Origin of the sequence: Mucilaginibacter kameinonensis (assembly GCF_003675385.1) — a bacterium.
GTDB lineage: Bacteria > Bacteroidota > Bacteroidia > Sphingobacteriales > Sphingobacteriaceae > Mucilaginibacter > Mucilaginibacter kameinonensis.
This window is the reverse complement of record NZ_RCWZ01000008.1, coordinates 79,135-103,305: the sequence shown is the minus strand read 5'-3', so window position 1 is coordinate 103,305 and position 24,171 is coordinate 79,135. Positions and strand designations below refer to the sequence as shown.

The 24,171-nt window shown below is 42.6% G+C and carries 23 protein-coding genes; 19 read left to right on the top strand and 4 right to left on the bottom strand.

The features are described from left to right. The first annotated feature begins 55 nt into the window (after nucleotides 1–55). Nucleotides 56–817 carry a segregation and condensation protein A gene (locus EAH55_RS29825; protein WP_121812907.1) on the top strand — a complete coding sequence of 254 codons (762 nt, stop codon included), beginning with the start codon at nucleotides 56–58 and terminating at the stop codon, nucleotides 815–817. Nucleotides 818–1,019: 202 nt separating this feature from the next. Here the strand turns inward: EAH55_RS29825 and EAH55_RS29820 are convergent, their stop codons facing one another. Next, nucleotides 1,020–1,916 carry a helix-turn-helix domain-containing protein gene (locus EAH55_RS29820; protein WP_121812906.1) on the bottom strand — a complete coding sequence of 299 codons (897 nt, stop codon included), beginning with the start codon at nucleotides 1,914–1,916 and terminating at the stop codon, nucleotides 1,020–1,022. 151 nt (nucleotides 1,917–2,067) lie between these two features. Here EAH55_RS29820 and EAH55_RS29815 point away from each other — a divergent pair, with 151 nt between their 5' ends. The 6 genes from EAH55_RS29815 to EAH55_RS29790 all read left to right on the top strand — a co-directional run bounded on the left by EAH55_RS29815 (nucleotide 2,068) and on the right by EAH55_RS29790 (nucleotide 9,198). Continuing rightward, nucleotides 2,068–2,919: an aldo/keto reductase gene (locus EAH55_RS29815; RefSeq protein WP_121812905.1), complete on the top strand. Its 852-nt coding sequence runs from the start codon at nucleotides 2,068–2,070 to the stop codon at nucleotides 2,917–2,919. Nucleotides 2,920–2,933: 14 nt separating this feature from the next. After that, nucleotides 2,934–3,392: a cupin domain-containing protein gene (locus EAH55_RS29810; RefSeq protein WP_121812904.1), complete on the top strand. Its 459-nt coding sequence runs from the start codon at nucleotides 2,934–2,936 to the stop codon at nucleotides 3,390–3,392. A 30-nt stretch (nucleotides 3,393–3,422) separates the two neighbouring features. Next, nucleotides 3,423–3,908 (top strand): nuclear transport factor 2 family protein, encoded by a 486-nt coding sequence (locus tag EAH55_RS29805; RefSeq protein ID WP_121812903.1) that lies wholly within the window; start codon nucleotides 3,423–3,425, stop codon nucleotides 3,906–3,908. Nucleotides 3,909–3,919: 11 nt separating this feature from the next. Beyond that, entirely contained in the window at nucleotides 3,920–4,519 is a 600-nt protein-coding gene (locus EAH55_RS29800; protein WP_208644984.1) for a flavodoxin, read from the top strand. 260 nt (nucleotides 4,520–4,779) lie between these two features. Further along, nucleotides 4,780–6,066: a serine hydroxymethyltransferase gene (locus EAH55_RS29795; protein ID WP_112575641.1), complete on the top strand. Its 1,287-nt coding sequence runs from the start codon at nucleotides 4,780–4,782 to the stop codon at nucleotides 6,064–6,066. Nucleotides 6,067–6,069: 3 nt separating this feature from the next. Next, nucleotides 6,070–9,198, top strand: coding sequence for a PAS domain S-box protein (locus EAH55_RS29790; protein WP_121812901.1), 3,129 nt, complete (start codon nucleotides 6,070–6,072; stop codon nucleotides 9,196–9,198). Nucleotides 9,199–9,324: 126 nt separating this feature from the next. Here EAH55_RS29790 and EAH55_RS29785 read toward each other — a convergent pair whose 3' ends face one another. Next, nucleotides 9,325–10,023: a ComF family protein gene (locus EAH55_RS29785; RefSeq protein ID WP_121812900.1), complete on the bottom strand. Its 699-nt coding sequence runs from the start codon at nucleotides 10,021–10,023 to the stop codon at nucleotides 9,325–9,327. Nucleotides 10,024–10,046: 23 nt separating this feature from the next. Then, entirely contained in the window at nucleotides 10,047–11,114 is a 1,068-nt protein-coding gene (gene rlmN / locus EAH55_RS29780) for a 23S rRNA (adenine(2503)-C(2))-methyltransferase RlmN (protein ID WP_112575638.1), read from the bottom strand. Nucleotides 11,115–11,271: 157 nt separating this feature from the next. Here rlmN and EAH55_RS29775 point away from each other — a divergent pair, with 157 nt between their 5' ends. Beyond that, on the top strand, nucleotides 11,272–12,441 hold the full coding sequence (locus EAH55_RS29775; protein ID WP_121812899.1) for an amidohydrolase family protein: 1,170 nt from the start codon (nucleotides 11,272–11,274) through the stop codon (nucleotides 12,439–12,441). A gap of 179 nt (nucleotides 12,442–12,620) precedes the next feature. On the opposite strand, the gene EAH55_RS29770 is transcribed toward EAH55_RS29775, so the two are convergent. After that, on the bottom strand, nucleotides 12,621–13,142 hold the full coding sequence (locus EAH55_RS29770) for a YceI family protein (protein WP_112575636.1): 522 nt from the start codon (nucleotides 13,140–13,142) through the stop codon (nucleotides 12,621–12,623). Nucleotides 13,143–13,368: 226 nt separating this feature from the next. Between EAH55_RS29770 and EAH55_RS29765 the strand changes: the two genes are divergently transcribed. From EAH55_RS29765 to EAH55_RS29715, 11 genes are all read left to right on the top strand, one after another. Continuing rightward, a complete protein-coding gene (locus EAH55_RS29765) occupies nucleotides 13,369–13,650 on the top strand; it encodes an acylphosphatase (protein ID WP_317127619.1) in 282 nt (93 codons plus the stop codon). A 13-nt stretch (nucleotides 13,651–13,663) separates the two neighbouring features. After that, nucleotides 13,664–15,184, top strand: coding sequence for an oligosaccharide flippase family protein (locus EAH55_RS29760; RefSeq protein WP_121812898.1), 1,521 nt, complete (start codon nucleotides 13,664–13,666; stop codon nucleotides 15,182–15,184). After that, nucleotides 15,181–15,615, top strand: a complete 435-nt coding sequence (dut, locus tag EAH55_RS29755; RefSeq protein WP_121812897.1) for a dUTP diphosphatase — start codon at nucleotides 15,181–15,183, stop codon at nucleotides 15,613–15,615. Before EAH55_RS29760 ends, dut begins: the two co-directional genes overlap by 4 nt. A gap of 72 nt (nucleotides 15,616–15,687) precedes the next feature. After that, nucleotides 15,688–17,487 (top strand): tetratricopeptide repeat protein, encoded by a 1,800-nt coding sequence (locus EAH55_RS29750; RefSeq protein WP_121812896.1) that lies wholly within the window; start codon nucleotides 15,688–15,690, stop codon nucleotides 17,485–17,487. Beyond that, nucleotides 17,465–18,250 carry a DUF4292 domain-containing protein gene (locus EAH55_RS29745; RefSeq protein WP_121812895.1) on the top strand — a complete coding sequence of 262 codons (786 nt, stop codon included), beginning with the start codon at nucleotides 17,465–17,467 and terminating at the stop codon, nucleotides 18,248–18,250. The genes EAH55_RS29750 and EAH55_RS29745 overlap by 23 nt, the downstream gene beginning before the upstream one ends. 17 nt (nucleotides 18,251–18,267) lie before the next feature. Beyond that, the gene (locus EAH55_RS29740; protein WP_121812894.1) at nucleotides 18,268–19,578 is read left to right on the top strand and encodes a murein hydrolase activator EnvC family protein; all 1,311 of its coding nucleotides are present in this window, start codon (nucleotides 18,268–18,270) and stop codon (nucleotides 19,576–19,578) included. Between the two features lie 59 nt (nucleotides 19,579–19,637). Continuing rightward, nucleotides 19,638–20,075: a Sec-independent protein translocase subunit TatA/TatB gene (locus EAH55_RS29735; RefSeq protein ID WP_112575630.1), complete on the top strand. Its 438-nt coding sequence runs from the start codon at nucleotides 19,638–19,640 to the stop codon at nucleotides 20,073–20,075. A gap of 32 nt (nucleotides 20,076–20,107) precedes the next feature. Then, a complete protein-coding gene (locus EAH55_RS29730) occupies nucleotides 20,108–20,284 on the top strand; it encodes a Sec-independent protein translocase subunit TatA/TatB (RefSeq protein ID WP_091219083.1) in 177 nt (58 codons plus the stop codon). Nucleotides 20,285–20,387: 103 nt separating this feature from the next. After that, entirely contained in the window at nucleotides 20,388–21,812 is a 1,425-nt protein-coding gene (gene gatA / locus EAH55_RS29725) for an Asp-tRNA(Asn)/Glu-tRNA(Gln) amidotransferase subunit GatA (protein WP_121812893.1), read from the top strand. A gap of 66 nt (nucleotides 21,813–21,878) precedes the next feature. Further along, nucleotides 21,879–23,156, top strand: a complete 1,278-nt coding sequence (locus tag EAH55_RS29720; protein WP_121812892.1) for a lytic transglycosylase domain-containing protein — start codon at nucleotides 21,879–21,881, stop codon at nucleotides 23,154–23,156. Nucleotides 23,157–23,719: 563 nt separating this feature from the next. Continuing rightward, nucleotides 23,720–24,088: an iron chaperone gene (locus EAH55_RS29715; RefSeq protein WP_121812891.1), complete on the top strand. Its 369-nt coding sequence runs from the start codon at nucleotides 23,720–23,722 to the stop codon at nucleotides 24,086–24,088. Nucleotides 24,089–24,171 lie beyond the last annotated feature (83 nt).

Here is a 24,171-nt window from a genome sequence, read left to right as displayed (position 1 = left end):
AAGGCGGCTGATTTGTAATTATTTGATGTTGTAAAATGTTTATTTTTGACCCTTTATGACCGACGATAGTTTTGCCATTAGGTTACCCCAGTTTGAAGGCCCGTTTGACCTGCTGCTGTTTTTCATTGAGCGCGATGAACTGGATATTCACGATATCCCAATCGCGAAAATCGCTGATGATTTTCTGAACTACCTGCACCAGATGACGAGCCTTAATATGGAAATTGCCAGCGAGTTTATTTTCGTTGCTGCAACGCTTATGCGTATCAAGGCCAAAATGTTATTGCCGCGTTACGGTACCGAAGAGGCGGGTGATGATCCGGATACCAAAGAAAACTTGATCAGGAAACTCATCGAATACAAAAAGTTCAAGGAGGTTTGCGAAGAGATAAGGCCCATGGAAGATGAGCGCTTTAAACAGGAAAGGCGCGGCAATATCAAGCATGACCTTGAGCAAGTTGAAAAAGTGGCCGTTCCAGGCGAAGAACTATCTGAACTAACCCTTTACCGCCTGATGGTGGTTTATGAGCGGATGCTCCGCAATTTTACGCGCCGCAGCGAGGAAGTAAAACACACGGTTGTCCAGTATCCCTATACTATCGAAAAGCAAAAAAAGGCGGTTGCCGATCTGCTCCGGATCAATAAAATGCTCGACTTTAAGGCTATAGCCAAAGAGTCTGAAAACAAGGTGCATTTTGTATACAACTTTTTAGCAGTGCTTGAAATGCTGCAGCAGGATTTGATAGACATTCAGATAGGATTAGGGTATAATAATTTCTGGATTTCGCCTAAAGGCGAGCTGGAAGCAGAAGGCTAAAAGCCTAAAATTCGGCGCTTTTTTGAAACTGATGTAGAAGCTTTATGCTTTCAATTTTTTAAACATATAAATTAAAAATGTTCCGGATCTCAGCCCGGAACACTGTTACCATTCGGTAATCAACTAAATCACCAATCTCACGCTGGCGATACCTTGATACTTATCACAGACAAAACTCATTTATCTAATAAGCATTTGTTTTTTAATTTAATGACCGGTACTCCTGTGGTGTATGGCCTACTCTTTTTTTAAACAGGCGGGCAAAGTGTTGCGGGTATTTAAATCCTAATTCATAAGCCACCTGGTTGATGGTTTTATTTCCGTCAAAGATTTTCTCCTTTGCCATGTCAATCAGTTTAGCCTGGATATATTCCTGGGCAGTTTTGCCGGTTTCTTTTTTAACCAGATCGCCAAAGTAGTTTGCCGAAAGGTTCAGTTGCTCTGCACACCAGGCAACGGCAGGCAAACCAATAGTTTGCGGCTTGTCTGATCCAAAGTAATCGTTCAACAGGTTTTCGAACTTTGCTAAAATGCCTTGATGCACATGATCGCGAGTGATGAACTGGCGGTCGTAAAAACGGGTGCTGTAATCCAAAAACAATTCAATATTGGCAATAATCAGGTGTTTGCTGTGCTTATCTACGCCCCGCTCCAGTTCATAATCTATTTTGGAGAAACAATCTAAAACGATGTTCCTTTCACGCTCGGACAGGTGCAATGCCTCGTTCGACTGGTAGCCGAAAAAGCTGTATCCGTGGATTCGCTTGCCTAACGAAGTGCCGTGTATGAGATCGGGGTGGAAGGCCAGGGCATTACCTTTTGGCTGATAGGTTTCGCCATTGCTGTTTATACCGGCTACCTGCCCCGGCGCAAGTAAAACCAATGTTCCTTCCTGGTAGTCGTAGGTATTTCTGCCATACACCATATCGCCGCATTTAACATCTTTTAAAAACACAATATAAAAGCCGAAATACATTTTAGAGCCCTGCCTTGGATCGGCTTTGGACAGATCGACAACACTTACCAATGGGTGTTTGGTTTCGTTGTTGTTAAATGCATTATATTCACTTATTGTATTGAAACGGCGCATGCTATCCATATTCACTCTGTTTTAATTTTCGAATTTACGCTATTAATCAATGGGTTGACACTGCAATTGCCCCAATCAGTAATAATGGTATAAACATCCGTAATCTGTATCCTGTTTCTACAGGCAAAAGGCCTCAACTTTGTCTTAGTAAATATCAGCTATGCAAAAAGTTAAATTAAATAATGGTGTCGAAATGCCAATTCTTGGATTTGGTGTATTCCAGGTAACGGATCTGGCAGAGTGTGGAAGAAGTGTAAGCGATGCCATTGACACAGGCTACCGTTTGATTGATACCGCAGCGTCTTACATGAACGAAGAAGCTGTAGGCCGGGCTATCAAAGCAAGCGGTATAGCCAGGGAAGAATTATTTATTACTACAAAGCTTTGGATTCAGCGGGACGGTTATGCCGGGGCAAAAAAGGCTTTTGAAAGTTCATTGAAAAAGCTGCAGTTAGATTACCTGGACCTATACCTGATGCATCAGCCATATGGCGATGTGTACGGCGAATGGCGGGCAATGGAAGATTTGTATAAAGAAGGCAAGGTAAGAGCTATAGGTGTGAGTAATTTCCACCCCGACAGGTTGATTGACCTTATCGTCCATAACGAGATTGTTCCGGCTGTAAACCAGGTTGAAACACACCCTTTTCATCAGCAAAATGAAGCGCAGCAGTTCATGATTGATAACAGGGTACAAATAGAATCGTGGGGCCCATTTGCCGAGGGCAAAAACAATATTTTTCATAATGAGCTATTGCAATCCATTGCCGGGAAGTACAATAAATCAATAGCCCAGGTTATCCTCCGCTGGCTTACGCAAAGGGGGGTGGTGGCCATTCCCAAGTCGGTACGCAAAGAGCGAATGGAAGAGAATATCAACATCTTCGATTTTGAACTGAGCGCCGAAGATATGGATGCTATTAAAACATTGGATACTAAAACAAGCAGCTTTTTTGACCATCGCGATCCGGCAATGGTGAAATGGCTTGGAGAAAGAAAATTGAATAATTAAACCTGCAAAAAACCATGAAAAAAGTATTGTATGTATTGATGTTGTTGGGAGTTGTGGCTTCTAACCGCGTGATGGCCCAAACGGCCGCCATCTTCACAAAAGGCGAATTGTCTAAAACCAATAACCATACAGGGGATGTGTGGCTCAGGGAATTAAATAAGGCCGATAGTGTAATTGATTGCAATATAGCAACGGCCACCTTTGCGCCTGGTGCTAAACTCGACTGGCATATCCACCCGGCCGGGCAAATTCTGATGATTACCGAAGGCACCGGCTATTACCAGGAAAAGGGAAAGCCAATTCAGGTGGTTCATAAAGGGGATGTGATTAAATGTGTTCCCGGTGTAGCCCACTGGCACGGCGCATCGCCCCAATCAGCCTTCACTTACATTGCGGTTAGCACCAATGGGGCAACAAATAAAACCCAATGGCTGCAAAGGGTAACCGACGCGGAATATAACAGCGCGAAATAGTTTATTAATACCAATAAATCCTGTAAAATCATGAGAGCATCAATTATCACATTATTCCTGCTAATTGCCGGGGTGCGGTTAGCCGGTGCGCAAACACAAAATACATCGCCTGCACCTACAAAAGCTGAGCAGGAGATCATTAACCTGTCTAAAACCAAATGGGCCTGGATGGCCGACAAAAATGTTGATTCGCTAAATGTGCTGTTTGATGAAAAAGCCGTTTTTGTTCATATGGGTGGAAGCTGGGGGAAACAACAGGAGCTCAACGTAATCAAATCAGGAGGGATCTGGTATAAGAAAGCAGACGTTTACTCCACTTCAGTAAATATTTTGGATAACACAGCCATCCTGTTAAATGATATCGACTTGCTGGCGGTAGTAGGCGGAAACGAAGTTGTACATGCTTTCATGGTGACAGAGGTATACGTTAAAGAAAACGGTAAATGGAAGATGGGATCCCTCACTTTTTCACAATTGCTACGGCCGGTTAAGATAGAAGTGCCGGCCAAGAAATAAAAATCGGGCGTATGAAAAAAGTGTGTTTTGCTTTGATTTTAATTGCGCTCTGCAGTATTTCTGCCTGTTCTAACGCGCAATCTATATCAACAAAAAAAGTGCTGATTGTATACCTGTCCCGCACCAATAACACAAAGGCCATAGCCATTATCATCCACGATGAGGTTGGGGGAAAACTGGTAGCATTGGAACTGGAGAAGCCGTACCCTGAAAACTACCAGACCATTGTACAGCAGGTTGCCAAAGAAAATGAAACCGGCTATTTGCCGATGTTAAAAACAAAAATCGATAGTATCGATCAGTATGATGTGGTGTTCGTTGGCTTTCCTACCTGGGGAATGAAATTGCCGCCTCCTGTAAAAAGCTTCCTGAAGCAATATGACCTGAGCGGAAAAACAAGCGTTCCATTTAATACCAATGCCGGTTATGGCATTGGCAGCACTTTTGAAACGGTAAAAGAACTGTGCCCCAAAAGCAAGGTATTAGATGGCTTTACCACCAAAGGCGGCATTGAACGCGACGGCGTTTATTTTGTTATACAGGGCGAACGGGAAAAACAGGCACATGAGGAAGTTAAGGCCTGGTTGAGGAAAATAAAAATCCATAATTAACAAATCGTTTACATGTGCTTAAAATGAAACTTTGATGTATTCATGAAATAAGATACGTAAATCCTACATATATCAGCCTTTACCTGTTTTAAGCTTGGTGTCTATTTCGCAGTAATTAGTTCGTTGTAACGAGTTGAGTAGCAAATAATATTGTGTTTACTTTTGAATAAGTAAAATCTAACATTGCTTACCTCTCAAATCTCATATCTCATATCTCAAATCTATCTTTTTCGCTAACTTAGCGCCGTTAAAAACACACAATGAAAAGAGACAAACTGATATTTAAGCTATTGGATGAAGAGCAACAACGCCAGGAAGAGGGCATTGAGCTTATTGCATCTGAGAATTTTGTAAGCAGGCAGGTTATGGAAGCTGCAGGTTCTGTTGCAACCAACAAATATGCCGAAGGTTTACCGGGCAAGCGCTATTATGGCGGCTGCCAGGTGGTTGACGAAATTGAAACCATAGCTATCGAGCGCGCTAAGCAATTGTTTAATGCCGAGTGGGTTAACGTACAGCCACACTCTGGTGCACAGGCAAACGCAGCAGTTATGCTTGCGGTATTGCAGCCGGGCGATAAAATATTAGGTTTTGACCTTTCTCATGGTGGTCACTTAACGCATGGTTCGCCTGTTAACTTTTCGGGTAAATTATATGAGCCTCATTTTTATGGGGTTAATAAAGAAACTGGTTTGGTTGACTATGACCAATTGAAAGAAGTTGCCCTGCGCGAAAAACCAAAACTGATCATCGCCGGTGCTTCTGCATACTCACGTGATTGGGATTATGAGTTTATCCGTAAGGTAGCCGATGAGGTTGGTGCTTTGGTATTGGCCGATATTTCACATCCTGCCGGTTTAATTGCACGTGGTTTGTTAACCGATCCGCTTCCGCATTGCCATATTGTTACTACCACTACCCACAAAACATTACGTGGCCCACGCGGTGGCTTAATCATGATGGGTAAGGATTTTGAAAACCCATGGGGCCATAAAACTCCAAAAGGCGAAATCAGGATGATGTCGTCATTGTTGGATATGGCTGTGTTCCCGGGTACACAGGGTGGTCCGCTTGAGCATATTATTGCTGCTAAAGCCGTTGCTTTTGGCGAAGCTTTGAGCGAAAACTACATGAAATACATTGTACAGGTTAAAAAGAATGCCGATGCTATGGCCGAGGCATTTGTGAAATTGGGCTACCAGATCATTTCTGGCGGTACCGATAACCACTTAATGCTTATCGACCTGCGTAATAAAAACATCACCGGCAAAGCAGCAGAAAATGCTTTGGTAACTGCTGATATCACCGTGAACAAAAACATGGTGCCTTACGATGATAAATCACCATTTGTAACTTCAGGTATCCGTGTGGGTACTGCCGCTATTACAACCCGTGGCATGAAGGAAAAACACATGGAGCACATTGTGGAATTGATAGATGCTGTAATTTCTGATCCTGAAAATGAACATTCTATCAAAAAAATCCGTAAAAGGGTTCACAAGTTAATGTACGATTTTCCGTTGTACAGAGATAAGGACTCAGAATAAAAAATGACACCAAGGCAGGAAGATCCATCAAACATAGAAGATAAGCGTTTAGCCGCGCTCCAATCATACCATGTTTTGGATACCATGCCCGAAAAGGAGTATGACGCTATTACGCGTTTAGCTTCTTATATATGCCAGGCTCCTATAGCGTTAATTACGCTGCTGGATGCCGACAGGCAATGGTTTAAATCAACATACGGCGTCGACGCGGAGGAAACACCCCGCGCCGACGCTTTTTGTAACCGCACCATCCAATCTGACGCGCTTCTTGAAATTCCAGATTCGAAAGAAGATGAAGAATTCAGAGATAACCCTATTGCCAACGGAATGGGCGTACGCTTTTACGCCGGTGCGCCACTGATTAATCCCGATGGTCTCCGTTTAGGCTCATTATGTGTAGTTGATACCAAACCCCGCAAGCTTACTGTCGAACAGCGCGACGCCCTACGTGTACTGGCCGATGAGGTAATGTCTCACCTGGAGCTCCGCAAGCAAAAGCTTAAGCTGGAACAAAGCCTTGCCGTTCGCGAAGAATTTTATGACCTTTTTGATAGTTCGCCCGATATCCATTGCATTATGGACAGGGATTTTAAGATTGGACATATTAACCGCGCGGTAAAATCTGTTTTAGGTTATTCCGCAGACGAGGTATGCGGGATGCTTATCTGGAATTTTTTTCCGGAGGAGGCGCGTGAACAATCATTGGCCGTGCTGAAAAAGGGGATCAGCAAACAACAACGGAAGTTTGAAATTGAAACTCCAGTAATTACTGTTGAAGGGGATAATAAGTGGATAAGCTGGTCGGTAACTTTTAAAGACGATAAATGGTTTGCCAGCGGGCGAGATATTACCTATCAGAAACAGGTGGCCCAGGATCTTGAACTGCTTTCATTGGTGGCCAGTAAGGTGAGCAATGGGGTAGTGATCAGTGATGCCGATGACCAGATATTATGGACAAACGACGCGTTTGAAAATATAACGGGTTATGCTTATGCAGATGTTAAGCAACTTCGCCTGCGTGATGTTATAAAGGGGAAGCCGTTAAGTCCTGAGGCTATGGAAAAGCTGGAAGAGGCTATCCGTAACAAGGTATCGTACGAGGTAGAACTTTCTTTCAATGCAAAGGATGGTTCGCCAAAGTGGATTTCGGTAATGAATTCGCTCATTTATAATACCGATGGTAGCGTTGATAAATCCATCAGGGTAATTATAGATATCACCAAACGTAAACTGGCCGAACAGGAAGTTGATATATTATCGTTCGCGGCACGTAAATCACCAAGCGGTATCCTGATCCGCGATGCCGAGGGTAAGGTGATCTGGATGAACGAGGCCCTTGAAAACATAACAGGCTACACATTTACCGAAATGCAGGGCCGGGCCTTTGGCACCATGTTGCTGGGTGAGGATACCGACCTGGAGGTTTTTAAAGATGCTGTTAAAGCAGTTGAAGAAAAGCGTTCGTACGAGGTAGAGATCAAGATCTATAAAAAAGATCAAACTCCTATCTGGGCTTTCCTCTCAAATAGCCCTTTGCTTAACGAAACCGGCCAGGTTGAACGGCAGATAGGGGTGATGGTTGATATCAGCGAGCGTAAAGCTACCGAAGAGCAGTTGAAGCAGCTGAGTTTAGTGGCAAGCAATACCACCAGTGGTGTGGTGATCAATAACAGCGATGGTAAGGTAGAGTGGGTTAACCGCGCGTTTGAAAATATTACAGGTTATACGCTTGCTGATGTAAAAGATGTGCACCTGGGCGATATATTGAAGGGGGAGCTTACCGATGTATCCATCATACAAAAAGCCAGGGAGCTATCCCGGCAAAAACAATCATTTGAGGTCGACCTGCTGGTTTACCGCAAGGACAGGCAGCCTTTGTGGATCTCGGTTATCAACTCTGTTATACTGAACAGTAAAAACGAGGTTGACAAATACATTGAAGTAATCATCGATATTACGGCAAAGAAGAAGGCCGAAATTGAGCTTATTTCAGCAAGAGAGGAAGCAATACAGCTTAACCGGGCCAAAGATATGTTCATATCAGTGATGAGTCACGAAATCCGTACGCCGCTGAATGCCGTAATTGGTATGTCGCACATATTGCTGGATGATGACCCTGCCGAATCGCAAAAGGAAAACCTGAATATCCTTAAGTTTTCGGCCGAGAACCTCATGACGTTGATTAACGATGTGCTGGATCTGACTAAAATTGAAACAGGCAATGTTGAACTTGAAAAATCCCCGGTTAACCTGCGCGAACTGGTTAATAGTATAACAAGTTCGATGCAGTTTAAGGCTGCCGAAAAAAAGATTTATATTAGCAAAAGCGTTGAGGAGGTTGTTCCCGATGAGGTGATTGGCGACCGGACACGCCTTATCCAGATATTGCTTAACTTAGTTGGTAACGCGGTTAAATTTACGAACAATGGCGGCGTTAACATCGATTTAAAGGTTATTCAGGAAACGGAGCGGGATGTACGCATCAGGTTTGCCGTAACTGATACCGGCATTGGTATCCCGGCAGACAAACTGGGTACAATATTTGAACAATTTAAACAGGCCGATGCCGATACTACCCGCAAATATGGCGGTACCGGTTTAGGTTTGGCTATCAGTAAACGCCTGATTGAATTACATGATTCGCGGATAAACGTGGATAGTGTACCGGGAAAAGGTTCGACATTTTGGTTTACCATTGGATTTAAAAAAGCTGATATAAAGCAACAGAGAAAAAATAATAACGTGGAAGAAGGACTTAAAATAAACGTTTTAGTAGTAGACGACAACCAGATAAACCGCTTGCTTATCAATAAAATATTAAAGAAGTGGGGTGCTCATGCCGATTTTGCTGAAAACGGCATTGAAGCTATTGAAAAGGTTGAAGCCAACCGCGGCTATAACGTAGTGCTAATGGATATCCACATGCCCGAAATGGGCGGTTTGGAAGCCACAGGCATTATCCGTTCTAAAACAGATCCTTATTTCAAACAATTGCCAATCATCGCACTTACCGCTTCCATGCTCAGCAACCAAATGGGCGAGATCAACAACGCCGGTATGAATGATTACATCCTAAAACCTTTCGACCCGAGGGTGCTTTACGATAAACTAAGCAGGTATCAGCAGCAGTAGGTAAAAAGCTATGTCATTGCAAGCGAAGCGTTGCAACCGCACGGAAGCACGGCCGCTCTGTATAGCATGCGATTGCTTCGTCGTTCCTCCTCGCAATGACATGGAAAATAAAGCTTTAATACACTTCTACACCGCATAAGCAATCGCGGCAATACTCAATTTTACTCCGGGAACTTTCAACAATTCCGCTCCGCAGGCCTCAAGGGTTGAGCCGGTGGTTACAATGTCATCAACCAGCAAAATATGTTTGCCCTCAAGTGCGGCAGGATCTTTAACAGCGAATACATTCTGCATATTTTCAAACCGGGCAAAGCGCGACCGTTGGGTTTGTGTTTTGGTAGCCACCGTTCGCACAAGGCTATGTTCATCAACCGAAGCATTTAGTTTCTCGGCAAGGCCATGAGCAAAGCAGGTACTTTGATTATAACCGCGTTCGCGCAGGCGGCGTTTGTGCAAGGGGACAGGGATAATGAGATCAGTCGAGCTGAAAATGTCATTTGAAGCCAGTTGCGCGCCGGCAATAGCGCCAAGGAGGTTGCCTATCTGCTGCATGCCCTTATATTTAAAATGATGCATCAGGTTCTGGATCTTGCCACCTTTATGAAAATAATAAAGCGCATAGGCAGCCTCAACGTGTATTTTACCCCAAAACTGCTGGGCCACAATGTTGGCAGGCTGCTGATGAAAATTGGTAAAAGGTAAATTAAAACGGCAATCGCTGCAAATAATGTGTTCCCCTGCCACTAAACTTGCCTGGCAAGCCGGGCAAAGCTCCGGAAACAGCAACGCGGCAAAATCGGCAAGGTAGGCACGCAGTAATTTCATGCCCTCAATTTAAGGCGGATTTTTTAAACTTCGGCCAGTTTATCTTTTTCTTTGATGGCAAGCTGTCCGCAGGCAGCATCAATATCTTTACCGCGGCTTCGGCGCAGGTGGGTGTTGATACCCTGTTTGGTAAGGTAATCGGCAAATGCTTCAACCTTATCTTCGCCGGCGTTAATGTAGCTTGCAAAGGCAATGGGGTTATATTCAATGATATTAACCTTGCAGGGCAGGTGCTTGCAAAATTTGGCCAGCTCCATAGCATCCTGAATGCCGTCGTTTACACCATCAAAAATAATGTACTCGTAGGTTACTGGGTTTTTGGTTTTGGCGTAGTAGTATTTTAAAGCTTCGGCCAGGGCCTTTAACGAGTTTTGCTCGTTGATAGGCATAATGGTATTACGCTTTTCGTCGTTTGCGGCATGCAGGGACAGGGCAAGGTTAAACTTCACCTGGTCGTCGCCCAGCTTTTTGATCATTTTGGCAATACCGGCAGTTGATACGGTGATACGCTTGGCTGCCATGTTAAGCCCATCTTCGGAGGTGATGCGCTCAATTGATTTCATCATATTGGCATAGTTAAGCAGCGGCTCGCCCATACCCATGTAAACAATATTTGATAAAGGCTGACCGTAGTTTTCACGCGCCTGCTGATCAATCAAAACTACCTGGTCGTAAATTTCGTCGGGGTTAAGATTTCTTTTACGCTCCATGTAGCCGGTAGCGCAAAATTTACAGGTGAGGCTGCAACCTACCTGTGATGATACACAGGCTGTCATACGGCCGGGGGTGGGAATCAAAACACCCTCAATTAAGTGGTTATCGTGTAAAATAAAAGAATTTTTTATAGTTTTATCAGCACTAACCTGTGAAGAATTAATTTTTACATTATTAATTACAAAATTTGCATCCAGTTTAGCACGGAGTTCTTTTGAAATATTGCTCATCTCGTTGAAAGAAAAGCAAGATTTTTTCCAAAGCCATTCATATACTTGTTTTGCCCTGAAGCCTTTTTCATCCATGCGGATGAAATGCTCCTGTAAAGCATTCAGACTCAGGCTACGGATGTCAATTTTATCTTTTGTATTGTTCACAGTGCAAAAGTACTTAAATTTAAAAAAATCTATCTTTTTTTAAAGTCATTCTTTTTGGCTGAATAAAAAACAATAACTAAAAGTTAATTGTACTTATTTTTGCAGGATAGTTTGTTTTGAAAAACGTTATGTGTTACGATACCAAGTTTAAATTTTAATGAAAAGTTTTAGAGCCGATTACGTTTTTCCTATTTATGCCGATCCGATTAAAAATGGAGTAGTCACTGTTGATGATCATGGTAAGATCATATCCGTTTCCGATAGCAGCAAGTCCCCCGGCGGGAATGTACAGCAGGTAAGCGGTATCATCTGCCCCGGCTTTGTCAATACCCACTGCCATACCGAACTTTCTCATTTAAAAGATAAAGTAAAACCCAAAGGCGGTCTGGTAAATTTTATAAAGGATATTCAATCTTTACGTAATGCCGATCAGCAGGAGGTTCTTGATGCCATAGCTAAAGCCGATCAGGAAATGTATGATAACGGCATTGTAGCCGTTGGCGATATCTCCAACACCAATAACAGTGTTGCGATGAAAAAGCAAAGCAAGTTGTACCACCATACCTTTGTTGAAACTTTTGGCTTTTTACCCGAGAAGGCCAACGAGGTTTTTGAAAAGGCATTGGCTTTGGTTAATGAATTTAAACCCGGCTCATGCTCGGTAACGCCCCATGCTCCTTATTCGGTATCAAAGGAGTTGTTCAAGCTCATCAAGAAACATAGTGATACTGCCGACGATAACCTCATCAGCATTCACAACCAGGAATGTGAGGATGAAAATAAATTTTATCGTTATAAACTTGGCGCCTTTTTAGAGCTATACGAGCATTTTGGTATGGATATATCCTACTTTAAGCCCCAGGCCCGTAATTCGGTACAATCCATCATTCCGCTGCTTACCAATAAACAAAAAGTGTTGCTGGTGCATAATACCTGTACCAACCTGAAAGATATTTATTTCATCAAACGGTTTGACAGGAAAATTAATTGGTGTTTTTGTCCTAACGCCAACCTTTACATTGAGGGGCGTTTACCTAAGATAGATCTTTTTGTTGATCAGGGCTTTAATATTACCCTGGGTACCGATAGCCTCGCATCTAATAATAAATTATGTATCCTGAGCGAGATGCGTGCCATTCAGCAAAAATTCCCGTCGATAAGTTTACCTCGCCTTGTTGAATGGGGTACCCGCAATGGTGCCGAGTACCTGGGTATCGACGATGAGAAAGGTACACTCGAAGTTGGCAAAACCCCCGGCCTTAACCTCATTAGCGGTTTGGATGGGTTTAAGATCACTCCCGAAACCAAGGTGAAGAAATTGATATAAAACGAAAAAACCGGCGGAAAGCCGGTTTCTTTGTTTTATATCAATGCATTTTTATGTCATTGCGAGCGAAGCGCGGCAATCTCGTAGCCAATGCGTCTCCACTCTGTATCGCTACGAGATTGCCACGTCGCCTCGCGCTTTTGCCTTATCGCTCCTCGCAATGACATGAATTTATATACTTACCCCTTACTCACCGGTACCGTCAAATGGATGGTAACTTCGGGAGGGGTTCCGCTTCTGTCGATGCCGTATTTTGGAGGCAGCACTTTAAAATCTCCTTTAAATACGCCTTCGTTGCCTTTATCTTCAAATGTAAAATGGATAGATTCAGGGTTGGTTTTGCCTTTCATGGTTAATTTACCATTGGCCACATAACCATTGCCGCTTTTTGATACCGAGGTCGATTCAAATTTAATTGTCGGGTAATCATCGGCACCTAAGGCCGATTTTACGTGACTGGTTTTAATGAAAAAACCAGTTGCCGCTGTGGTTACATCAATGGTAGCCGAAATTTTAGCAGCCTCGGGATGGTCCTTGTCAAAACTGATCTCGGCTTTTAGTCCGCTGAATGAGCCGCTTACCCTGTGCCCTTCAAAAGTTACCTGGGCTTCGTCTCCCTTAACCTTCCAGTTGCTAAAAATCGCGAATGCCGAAAAAGCTGTAAAAGCGACGATCAGCGCGGAAAAAATAATTTTTTTCATAAAATAGATTTTTTAATGTTATGTCGATCCCGTTTAAATTGTGATACTTTTACTGTAAGTACGCTTGTTAAGTTAAACGGGTTGCTTAGCAGGAAAAAAGTTAACTTTGCAACAGTTGTACATAATCTGTTAACGTTTTCAGATAACACAATTGTCAATACCGGTCTGTTAGCTTTAGGCTTTGTGCATTAAGCTTTCGGCTTCTATCAAATATCTATAAATACTGATGATAAAACATCTTAATATTACAGTTAAAGGCAAAGTGCAGGGCGTTTTCTACCGTAAATCAACCAAAGCGGTTGCCGATCAGCTTGGTGTACGTGGTTTCATATTAAATGAGCCTAACGGCGATGTGTACATGGAAGCCGAAGCCGATAATTCCACACTTGATATGTTTCTGGACTGGTGTAATGAAGGTCCTCAGGATGCCGAAGTAAGCGCTGTTGAAAGCCATGAAGGCGAATTGAAAAACTATCGTAATTTTGAGGTTGTTAAAAGACGCTCATAAATAAATATCATCATTGTCTACTATAAAAAAATTTGCCGGGCAAACTGCTATATATGGTTTAAGTACCATTATTTCCCGGATGATCTACTTCGTTCTAACGCCTATTTATACCCGCACTTTACCGGTTAATGCCAACGGTATTTTTACGTCTGTTTATGGAAGCGCTTCTATCATCAATGCCATTTTGGCTTTTGGTATGGAGACTACCTATTTCAGATATCTTCAAAAGCGTTCGGATAATAAGCAGCAGGTTTATAATAACGCCTTTGGGGTTGTTATTATGGTGTCAGTGCTATTCTTGATTTTTTGCTTGCTGTTTTTAGATCCCATAGTTAATTACATGCAGGCCGGTGTAGCAAAAGATCATGCCGACTACACTTTTTATGTAAAATGCTTTCTGGTGATCTTAGTGCTGGATGCTTTTTGTGTTATTCCGTTCGCGCGTATTCGTGCCGAAGGCCGTCCGGTTAAGTATGCCGTAATTAAGTGCTCAAACATTGGTTTGGTAATGGCGCTCAATCTGTTTTTTCTTTTCGGGGTTCCGTTCATCTTAAGTCATCATTTACCTGGTGCAACTTGGATGGCTGGTTGGTACAGGCCAAACTGGGTTGGGTACGTATTTTTAGCCAACGCCATAGCAAGTGGCCTTACCGTTTTGTTGTTGTTACCCGAGGTAATACAGCTGAAATTGAAATTTGACGGCACTATGTTAGCAGAAATGTTTTCATACAGCTGGCCTGTATTGATAGCCAATATATCGTTTATCATAAACGAATCCCTGGATAAGGTGATGTTGAAACAGATGCTGCCTCAAAGTATTGCTGATACGCATGTTGGTATTTATGGTACCTGCGCTAAAATAGCATTGTTTTTGAGTCTTTTTGTACAGGCTTTCAGGTTGGGAGCCGAACCGTTTTTCTTCAGCCATTCCAAAAACAAAAACTCTGGCGAAACCTATGCCCGCATCATGACTTACTTTGTAATTATGATAGCGGTTATTTGTGTAGCGCTTACCGCCAATGTTGATATCCTGGCAACTATTATTGTTGGGAAGGAAACACATGTAATAAAACATCACATAGTTCATAATCCGTTTTGGCAGGGTTTGGGCGTTGTGCCGCCGCTATTGTTTGGTTACCTGAGCCTTGGTATTTATATGAATCTTTCGGTGTGGTATAAATTATCTGATCAAACCCGATATGGCTTATATATATCAGGCATAGGAGCAGTACTTACCATAGCGTTAAACTGGTTGCTGATCCCTAAATACAGCTACATCGCTTCGGCATGGATCTCCTTTGCGGCTTATGCAACAATGATGGTACTTTCGTATTTATGGGGGCAAAAAAATTATCCAATCCCTTACAACATAAAAAAGAACCTTGCGTATATAATTGTCTCAATAGTGTTTGTTTTTCTGTCGTTTACGGTATTTAAACGTAATATTTTTGTTGGTAACGGGCTTTTATTGTTATTTGCGGCCGGAGCTTATTACTTTGAACGCAAGGAGTTAAAAGCTATATTTAAACGATGATCATCAGGGTAATTAATAAATCAAAAAATAGTTTACCGGCTTATGAAACCGCTCACGCGGCAGGTATGGATTTGCGTGCCGATGTAGAAACTGTCGTAGTGCTTAAACCAATGGAGCGTAAACTCATTCCAACAGGTTTATATATCGAATTGCCCGAAGGCTTCGAAGCGCAAATCCGCCCGAGAAGCGGCCTGGCATTTAAGCATGGTATCGGCATTGTTAACTCGCCGGGTACTATTGATGCCGATTATCGTGGTGAGATCAAAGTATTGCTGATCAATTTTTCGACTGAGGATTTTGAGATCAATACCGGCGATAGGATAGCCCAGATGGTAGTTGCCAAACACGAACGTGTTAACTGGGAACAGGTAGAGGTGCTTAATGAAACCCAAAGGGGCGAAGGTGGCTACGGACACACAGGGAAAGTTTAGAGCCAAGACTTTAAGAGTTAAGAAACAAGAAAGAAATAGAATCAAAACTATTAGAGTAAAGACGCAAGAAGAATGAAGAATAAGGAAAAGAATATTAGGTTGAACGGTATGCAGAAAGCACGTTTGTTTTCTACTCCGTTTCTTGCTTCTTTATTCTTGCCTCTTGCCATTTTGCCGCTGTCCTCACGCGCTCAGCATAAAAAAGTTGCCGATAATAAAACGCTTGCATATGCGGGTAAGGTAATGAGCTATCAGGATAGCGCCCTGGTTAAGCAGCTCTTCTTTTCGGCCCTGCGCGAAAAAACAATCGAGAACTATAAGCTTGCTACCGAAATGTTCGAGCGCATTTTGCAGGCCGATCCTGCTAATGATGCCTCGATGTATGAGTTGGCAAACCTTAAACGTCAGCAAAATGATTTTGCCGGCTCTGAGCCACTTTTAGAGCAGGCAGTAGCGCTTAATAAAGATAATGAATGGTATTGGGCGGCACTGGCTGATAGCTATGAGAAAACCAATACCATTGATAAACTCGAAAATGTTTTCAATCAGCTTATCAGGCTTAACCCCGACAGATCGGAATATTATTTTGACAAGGCAAACGCGTTAAATATCCTGAAAAGGTATGATGATGCGCTAAAAGTGTATGATCAGATTGAAAAGCTTTACGGCCCGAGCGATGACCTTTTAGCCAATCGCCAAAAGATCTATTTAAAACAGGGTAAAGTTGATCTTGCCGCTTCTGAATTGGAAAAGCAGATAGCCGCCAATCCTAATGAAATTCGCTATTATCTGGCGTTGGGCGAAATCTATAACTCGAACGGGTTTAGTGACAAAGCGCTTAAAATATTACAACAGGCCGAAAAGCTTGATGCGCGGAATGGTTTAGTTCATTTCGCTCTTGCCGATATCTATCGTGATAAAAAAAATAACGAAGCCAGCTTTAATGAACTTACACAGGGATTCGCTATTCCTGAAATAGGTATCGACCAGAAACTGAATATCATTTCGGGTTATTTCCCCAAGTTTCCGGATGCCAGTGCCAAAGCGAGCGCCCTTGAGCTGAGTCGCATTTTAACTATTGCACATCCGGGTGATGCCAGGGCTTTTGCTATTTATGGCGATATGCTGATCCAGAATGCCAAATACAAGGAGGCAAAACCGGTGCTTAAAAAATCGGCACAACTTAATGACCAGGTTTATAATGTTCAGGAGCAACTTGTACGGTTGGAATTGGGCGATAATGATCTGGATGCCGCCATAAAGGATGGCGAAAACGCTTTGTCGTTATTTCCGAACCAGGCCTGGATGAATTACCTTGTTGGCGTGGCCTGGGCGCAAAAAAAGGATAATAACAAAGCTGTTGGTTACGTTAAAAACGCTACTTCATTAGAACTTCAGGATAAGGAACTACTTTCGTTAAGTTTTTCATTATTGGGCGATTGCTATCATGAGTTAAAGAATATTAAAAGTTCTGACGAGAGTTATGATAAGGCCTTGACCTACAATCCGGATAATGCATTCACTTTAAACAATTATGCTTATTATTTATCGTTAAGGAATGAGCAATTGGAAAGGGCGGCTACTATGTCGGCACATTCCAATGAGTTACAACCTAACACAGCATCGTTTGAAGATACTTATGCCTGGATACTGTTTAAACAAAAAAAGTACGCCCAGGCAAAAGAGTGGATGGAGAAGGCCCTGGCGCATGATAAAGAAAATAGTGCGGTTAAGTACGAACATTATGGCGATATATTGTTTTTTGTTGGGAATACCGATGCTGCCGTAACTAACTGGAAAAAGGCTAAAGGCTTTGGTGAACAATCACCTGTTTTAGATCGTAAAATAAATGAAAAAAAATATAGCGAATAGTTTACTTATAGTTTGCTGCCTGTTGGTAATGGCAAGCTGTAAAGCACGTAAGCAAGTGTTGGTTGCCCGCAAGGCCGATTCGACAGCGAAGCCCAATGATGTTGCCAGTAAACTGGCAGCCATACGGGCAAGCCAGGTGAATTTTACCACATTTGCAGGTAAGGCGAAAAGTAAGCTCAGCATTAATAACAACAGCAATGATGTTACGCTGAACATCAGGATTGCAAAAGATAAAATGATTTGGGTTTCTATTACCGCCGTATTAGGCATTGAAGCCGCCCGCGCGGTAATAACGCCCGATAGTATCCTGGTTATTAACCGCCTGCAAAGTGTTTATATTAAAAAGCCGTTCAGCTACATATATACTTATGCAAGTAAACAGGTTAATTATAAAACGCTGGAATCATTGCTGATTGGCAATGCCGTGCCCGAGCTTGTTAACGAGCAGGCCAGCATTGAACACGCTGATGGTAACACTACGTTGAGCGGCGTGCTGAATGATCTGGTTTACAAGCTGATACTTGGTCCGGATAATAAGGTTACGCAAACCAATCTGGATAATCAGGGCCAGGCCCAATCGCTACAGGTAACCAATAATGCCTTTATCCAGGCAACAAACAGGATACTGCCATCACAAATAGATATAGCTTCAGTAGTAAAAGATAAAAAAATACAAGTTAATTTGCATTATACTAAGGCCGATTTTGAAGTACAGCAAAACTATCCTTTCAGCATTCCTGAAGGATACGAGCCTGGCAAATAATTAATAAAGTTTATTTGATGAAGTTTTTTAAAGCAGTTTTCTTTTTATTATTGGTGTTTGCAGCGGTTACAGTACGTGCCCAAAGCAGTGACGAATTAAAACGCCGAAAAGCTCAGCTAAACAAAGAGCTTGAACAATTAAATGAAGATTATCAGGAAACTTTAAATAATAAAAAGGCCTCTTTAAAGCAGTTAAGCATCCTCAAGGCGCAAATAAACCTGCGTCAGGAAAAAATTGAGAATATCAACTCGGAGGTAAGAAATTTGGATAACCAAATCTCTGAGAGTAATAATAACGTACGTAGTTTACAATCACAGTTAGACCAGCTTAAAAAGGAATACGCGGCCATGATCCTGTTTGCATACCGCAACCAGAGCGCGTACAATAAAATGATGTTCCTTTTTGCGTCAAAAGACTTTAACCAGGCTTATAAACGTTTAAAATATTTACAACAGTTTGGTACATACCGTGAGCGGCAAGCCAATTATATACAGGGAACGCAAAAGGAGCTGCACGTTAAGATCAATGAGCTTGACCGAACAAAAGATGAAAAAAATAATCTTTTAAAAGATCAGCAAAAAGAAAAAGAAACGCTGGGTAATGAGCGCACCAACCAGGTTAAGCTGGTAAGCGATTTGTCGCAGCATGAGGGGATCCTGAAAAAACAACAAAAGGACCTGCAGGCTAAGATTGTAAAAACCAACCGTGCTATAAACGACGCGATCCGGAGGGAAATTGAGGAAGCAAGGCGGAGGGCTGAAGAGGAAGAAAGACGCCGTGCGGAAGAAGCTGCAAGGCTTGCAGCTGCCAAGGCAAAGGCCGAAAATAAACCGGCTCCTGCCGCACCTGCTCCGGCTAAACCAGCTGCCGCACGCAGTACATCAAGCGTGTTGAATGCTACGCCTGAAGCAGCCCGATTGTCAAACGACTTTTTGGGTAACCGTGGTAGTTTGCCATGGCCGGTTGCTAATGGTATTGTAACGCAGGGATTTGGTATTTATACAACCCCTGAAGGTATCCGCAGTGAAAGCAATGGTCTGGATATCCGTACCAATTCGGGTAGTGCGGTAAGGGCTATATTTGACGGTACCGTTGTAAAAGTAATGGACGTGAGCGGTACTTACCTGGTGGTTATTGTACATGGTGAATACTTTACCGCATACAGTAATTTACGCTCGGTTAGTGTTGCAAGAGGGCAGAAAGTAAGCACCAAACAAGCTATTGGTGTGGTGGCAACAGATCCATCGACAGGCGAAACAGAGGCTCACTTTGAAATTTATAAAGGAGCTACACCTGTTAACCCTAAGATCTGGCTGGCGCCTAACTAATTAGTTATGAACGATAAGAAATTTTAATTGTATATATTTGTATCCTTAAACAGAATGCTATGTTAAGTTCAGTTTTGTTATTTTTAAATATTGGTACAGGCGAGATGGTACTGATACTTTTTGCAGCATTGATGCTATTTGGCGGCGAAAAACTGCCTGGCCTGGCAAAAAGCCTGGGTAAAGGCATCCGCGAATTTAAAGACGCATCCGAAGATGTTAAGCGTGAGATCAATAACCAGATCAATAATTACGAAGACAAAAAGCCGGAACCTAAAAAAGAGGAAACTCCGCTTTTAGATGAAAAAGCTTCAGAAGCCCCTGAAACAGCCGAGCATCACGTGCCTGTTGTTGAAAACAATGTTCCAAACACCATGCCGATGAGCGGTTACCATGTAAATACTCCTGCCGAGCCGGAACATGAGAGCCATATTAATCTAACTAAAGCTACTACTGAAAATCATTCGGAGGCAGAAAAACACGAAGAGTACAAATCTTAATATAATTTAATCATACATAAAAACTTAAAATCATGGGTGGATTAGGCGCACCAGAAATTATTCTGATCATCATTGCGATACTTTTATTATTCGGCGGTAAAAAAATCCCTGAACTAATGAGAGGCTTAGGAAAAGGCGTTAAGGAATTTAAAGACGCGCAAAACGGCGAAGGCTCATCTTCATCATCATCTGAAGAAAAAAAAGCTTAATTCCCTAATAGGGATTAGGTTTTAATGCCGCTTTTACTTAGTATATGAACTTATCTGTTGATTTATTTCTTATTTCAACAGATAAGTTTTTTATTTTAGCCCCATGGCTAATATTTATTCCACTTTAACCGAGATAAAGAGTGGGTTACAACGTGCGGAAATTACTGTTGAAGGTCTTGTAAAAGGCTATTTGATCGAGATTGAAAAAAATGCTCATCTGAATGCTTTTAATGAAGTGTTTGCTGATGAGGCTTTACTTGCCGCACAACATGTTGACAATAAAATAAAAAATGGCACTGCCGGTAAGTTAGCCGGTATGGTTATTGGCATAAAAGATAACATCTGCTACAAAGGGCACGAGGTTAACGCCTCCTCAAAAATTCTGACTGGTTTCACCTCAATTTTTTCATCAACTGTAGTTGAACGCCTGCTGGCCGAAGACGCGGTGATTATTGGTCGTTGCAATTGCGATGAGTTTGCTATGGGCGCTACCAATGAGTCATCATATTTTGGCCCGGTAAAAAACCATGCTGATGAAACTAAAGTGGCGGGCGGCTCGTCGGGTGGTTCGGCTGTAGCTGTACAGGCCGGGATGTGCCATGCGGCATTAGGTACCGATACCGGTGGTTCGGTAAGGCAGCCGGCCTCTTTTTGTGGCGTTGTTGGGTTAAAACCAACTTACGGAACAATTTCAAGGCATGGCATTATCGCCTATGCATCATCGTTTGACCAGGTTGGCCCAATCACCAAATCGGTTGAAGATGCCGCTTTATTGCTTGAAGTACTCGCCGGGCCTGATGATTTCGACAGCACACTATCGCAAACTCCGCCTACTGCTTCATATACCAATCTTCAAAAACCGGGTAAAAAGAAGATAGCTTATCTTCAGGAAGCTATATCAAGCCCGGGTGTTGATAATGAAGTAAAAGAAAACCTCATACAATATATAGATAAGTTGCGTGCCGATGGCCACACGGTTACCCCAATAGCATTTGAACTACTGGAATACCTTGTGCCGACCTATTACATCCTGGCGATGGCCGAAGCCTCATCAAACCTGGCAAGGTATGATGGTGTACATTACGGCTATCGCAGTCCGCTGGCTACCGATCTGCAATCCACTTATAAACGTTCGCGTTCTGAAGGCTTTGGCAAAGAAGTAAAGCGCCGCATTATGACGGGCACCTTTGTACTAAGCGCCGGATATTATGACGCTTATTATGCCAAGGCACAAAAGGTACGCCGACTGATACAGGAAAAAACCAACCAGATACTGGAAGAGTACGATTTTATATTGGTGCCATCGGCTCCTGAACCGGCCTTTGAAATAGGTAAGGAAGAGAAAGATCCGGTGGTAATGTATCTTTCTGACATATTTACCGTACAAGCCTCTTTAACCGGTGTTCCGGCTATATCAATACCTACGGGCAATAACAGCAATGGTTTGCCGTTAGGTTTACAGTTATTAACAAAGCACTTTGGCGAGCAGCAGCTATTAGATTTTGCCAAATATTTTCTTGAACTGTAATAAAAATGATATTTTAGTAAAATGCTGATGCTTTGGGCATTATAAATTAATCAAATCCCTGAATAAATGAAGAGATTATTTACGCTGACCATTTGCCTCTTATCACTCCAAATTTTACAGGCCGAATCAATAACAACCAATTCGGCAAAAACAGTTAAGCAAGTAAACCTGGTAACCAGGGTTAACTCAGATGCTATAAATGCTGATACCACCATTTTACCGGTACTTAATCAGCCAATGCCCTTAAGTTCATACGGTGGTATGTATAAACGCAGGTTAGATTCTATCCGTAAGGATATCCAGCTTGACTATAATGAATATGTTCAGGCCTATATCGACCTGTATATGCACAACCGCGATGAAATGGGACAGGTTGCCGGCTTAACCAAATATTACTTCCCCATTTACGAAAAAGCTTTCCGCGAGGCCGGCATCCCCGATGAAATAAAGTTCCTGTCTATTGTTGAATCAAAGCTTGATCCTAACGCGGTATCAAGGGTTGGAGCAACAGGTCTTTGGCAGTTTATGGGTACCACCGCAAAAATTTATGGCCTTAACATGGATAACTATGTTGATGAACGCCGTGATCCTATCCAGTCGAGCTATGCTGCTGCTGCTTACTTAAAAGATGCCTACCAGGAATTTGGCGACTGGCTGCTGGCCATCGCATCGTACAATTGCGGTAAAAGCAATGTAGAGCGCGCTGTTGAAAAAGCAGGTGGCGTAACTGATTTCTGGAGTATCCGCCAGTACCTGCCAGTTGAAACCCGGGGCTATGTACCGGCTTTCATTGCCATGAATTATGTAATGAACTATTTTAATAAGCATAACATTGTGGCGCAGGCCTGTAACTTCTCTACACGTACCGATACGGTGATGGTGAAAAGGGTAGTGCCTTTGAGCAACGTTGCCCAGGCACTTGATGTTAGCTTAAGGGAAATCACTATCCTTAATCCATCGTACCGGATGGCTGTAGTTAACGGAAGCCCTAAAACACCACGCAGGCTTATTATTCCGCAAACTGCAAAAGGTAATTATGCTGCTTTGTACAATGTATTAAACGGCGTTGATGCTCCAATATCAACAGTTGCGGCTAAACCGGCTACATATGCTGCTGTTCAATATTCAACTGCTAAATCTGAGCGCCATATTCCAACCCATCATAAAGTAAGAAAAGGCGAAACCCTTGCCTCTATAGCTGATAAGTTTGGCTGCGAAGTATCAGATCTGAAGGTTTGGAACCATCTTAAAACTAACCGCGCACCGGTAGGCGCTATGCTGAAAGTATCAGTTGGTGAAGTTGCCGCCAATGTGCAGGATGACGGTGGGTATTCGAAGAATTAAGTTTTATATTAGTATATAATAGAATTATAAAAGGCGTCATTGCGAGGAACGAAGCAATCCCCGGTTAGCAGGTCCGCCCTGTATAGTTTGGGATTGCTTCGTTCCTCGCAATGACGCCTTTTTGAAGAAAGTTTATTAGAAAATAAGAACCTTCCGCAACCGATGTCTGGGATGTAAACAAATCCGCTATCCGAAGACTCTGTCTTCGGATAATTAATCCTGTAGTTTGCAACTACAGGATTAAAATAATCCGATGTCCGAAAGTTGAAATACAGCTTTCGGATTTGTTTTTTGCCCGCTTTTGAAAGTTACTTTGGAAATAAACAAAATACATGTCATTGCGAGCGAAGCGTGGCAATCTCGTAGCCAATGCATGTCCGACTTGTATAGCTACGAGATTGCTTCGTCGTACCTCCTCGCAATGACATGGCTTTTTTCCGCTGGTCGAAGACGCCGCTGTTCGAAGACTCTGTCTTCGAACGATTATGCCTGTAGTTTGCAACTACAGAATTTAAATAACCAAAAAAGCTTCGTAGATTTATTTCAACCAATCACTCATCAACATGGAAAAGCCAAAAGAAAATATTGATGAATACATCGCCGGTTTCCCGGAGGATGTTCAGCAGAAATTACAGTTGGTACGCGCCACGATAAAGGCAGCCGCTCCGGATGCTGAAGAGGCTATCAAATACGCTATTCCCACGTTTATCCTTAACGGCAACCTGGTACATTTCGGCGGCTTTAAAAATCACATTGGTTTTTACCCGGCCCCACAGGGTTTGGAAGAATTTAAAGAAGAACTTTCGGGCTATAAAGGCGCTAAAGGTTCGGTTCAGTTTCCGTTAGATGAGCCGATTCCATTGGAACTGATCACCAAAATTGTAAAGTTCAGGGTACAAAAGAACACGGAGAAAGCAAAAAAGAAAAAGTAGATTTTTGCTAAATACAATCTTTTAAACGCATCTTATCAAAACATTAACCGTATTTTATCCTCTTTTTAACATAATCGTAAAAA

Bases quoted from the DNA above. Each gene is read 5' to 3' on its own strand.
- EAH55_RS29825 (WP_121812907.1), top strand. From the start codon at position 56: ATGACCGACGATAGTTTTGCCATTAGGTTACCCCAGTTTGAAGGCCCG.
- EAH55_RS29820 (WP_121812906.1), bottom strand. From the start codon at position 1,916: ATGGATAGCATGCGCCGTTTCAATACAATAAGTGAATATAATGCATTT.
- EAH55_RS29815 (WP_121812905.1), top strand. From the start codon at position 2,068: ATGCAAAAAGTTAAATTAAATAATGGTGTCGAAATGCCAATTCTTGGA.
- EAH55_RS29810 (WP_121812904.1), top strand. From the start codon at position 2,934: ATGAAAAAAGTATTGTATGTATTGATGTTGTTGGGAGTTGTGGCTTCT.
- EAH55_RS29805 (WP_121812903.1), top strand. From the start codon at position 3,423: ATGAGAGCATCAATTATCACATTATTCCTGCTAATTGCCGGGGTGCGG.
- EAH55_RS29800 (WP_208644984.1), top strand. From the start codon at position 3,920: ATGAAAAAAGTGTGTTTTGCTTTGATTTTAATTGCGCTCTGCAGTATT.
- EAH55_RS29795 (WP_112575641.1), top strand. From the start codon at position 4,780: ATGAAAAGAGACAAACTGATATTTAAGCTATTGGATGAAGAGCAACAA.
- EAH55_RS29790 (WP_121812901.1), top strand. From the start codon at position 6,070: ATGACACCAAGGCAGGAAGATCCATCAAACATAGAAGATAAGCGTTTA.
- EAH55_RS29785 (WP_121812900.1), bottom strand. From the start codon at position 10,023: ATGAAATTACTGCGTGCCTACCTTGCCGATTTTGCCGCGTTGCTGTTT.
- EAH55_RS29775 (WP_121812899.1), top strand. From the start codon at position 11,272: ATGAAAAGTTTTAGAGCCGATTACGTTTTTCCTATTTATGCCGATCCG.
- EAH55_RS29770 (WP_112575636.1), bottom strand. From the start codon at position 13,142: ATGAAAAAAATTATTTTTTCCGCGCTGATCGTCGCTTTTACAGCTTTT.
- EAH55_RS29765 (WP_317127619.1), top strand. From the start codon at position 13,369: ATGATAAAACATCTTAATATTACAGTTAAAGGCAAAGTGCAGGGCGTT.
- dut (WP_121812897.1), top strand. From the start codon at position 15,181: ATGATCATCAGGGTAATTAATAAATCAAAAAATAGTTTACCGGCTTAT.
- EAH55_RS29750 (WP_121812896.1), top strand. From the start codon at position 15,688: ATGAAGAATAAGGAAAAGAATATTAGGTTGAACGGTATGCAGAAAGCA.
- EAH55_RS29745 (WP_121812895.1), top strand. From the start codon at position 17,465: ATGAAAAAAAATATAGCGAATAGTTTACTTATAGTTTGCTGCCTGTTG.
- EAH55_RS29740 (WP_121812894.1), top strand. From the start codon at position 18,268: ATGAAGTTTTTTAAAGCAGTTTTCTTTTTATTATTGGTGTTTGCAGCG.
- EAH55_RS29735 (WP_112575630.1), top strand. From the start codon at position 19,638: ATGTTAAGTTCAGTTTTGTTATTTTTAAATATTGGTACAGGCGAGATG.
- EAH55_RS29730 (WP_091219083.1), top strand. From the start codon at position 20,108: ATGGGTGGATTAGGCGCACCAGAAATTATTCTGATCATCATTGCGATA.
- gatA (WP_121812893.1), top strand. From the start codon at position 20,388: ATGGCTAATATTTATTCCACTTTAACCGAGATAAAGAGTGGGTTACAA.
- EAH55_RS29720 (WP_121812892.1), top strand. From the start codon at position 21,879: ATGAAGAGATTATTTACGCTGACCATTTGCCTCTTATCACTCCAAATT.
- EAH55_RS29715 (WP_121812891.1), top strand. From the start codon at position 23,720: ATGGAAAAGCCAAAAGAAAATATTGATGAATACATCGCCGGTTTCCCG.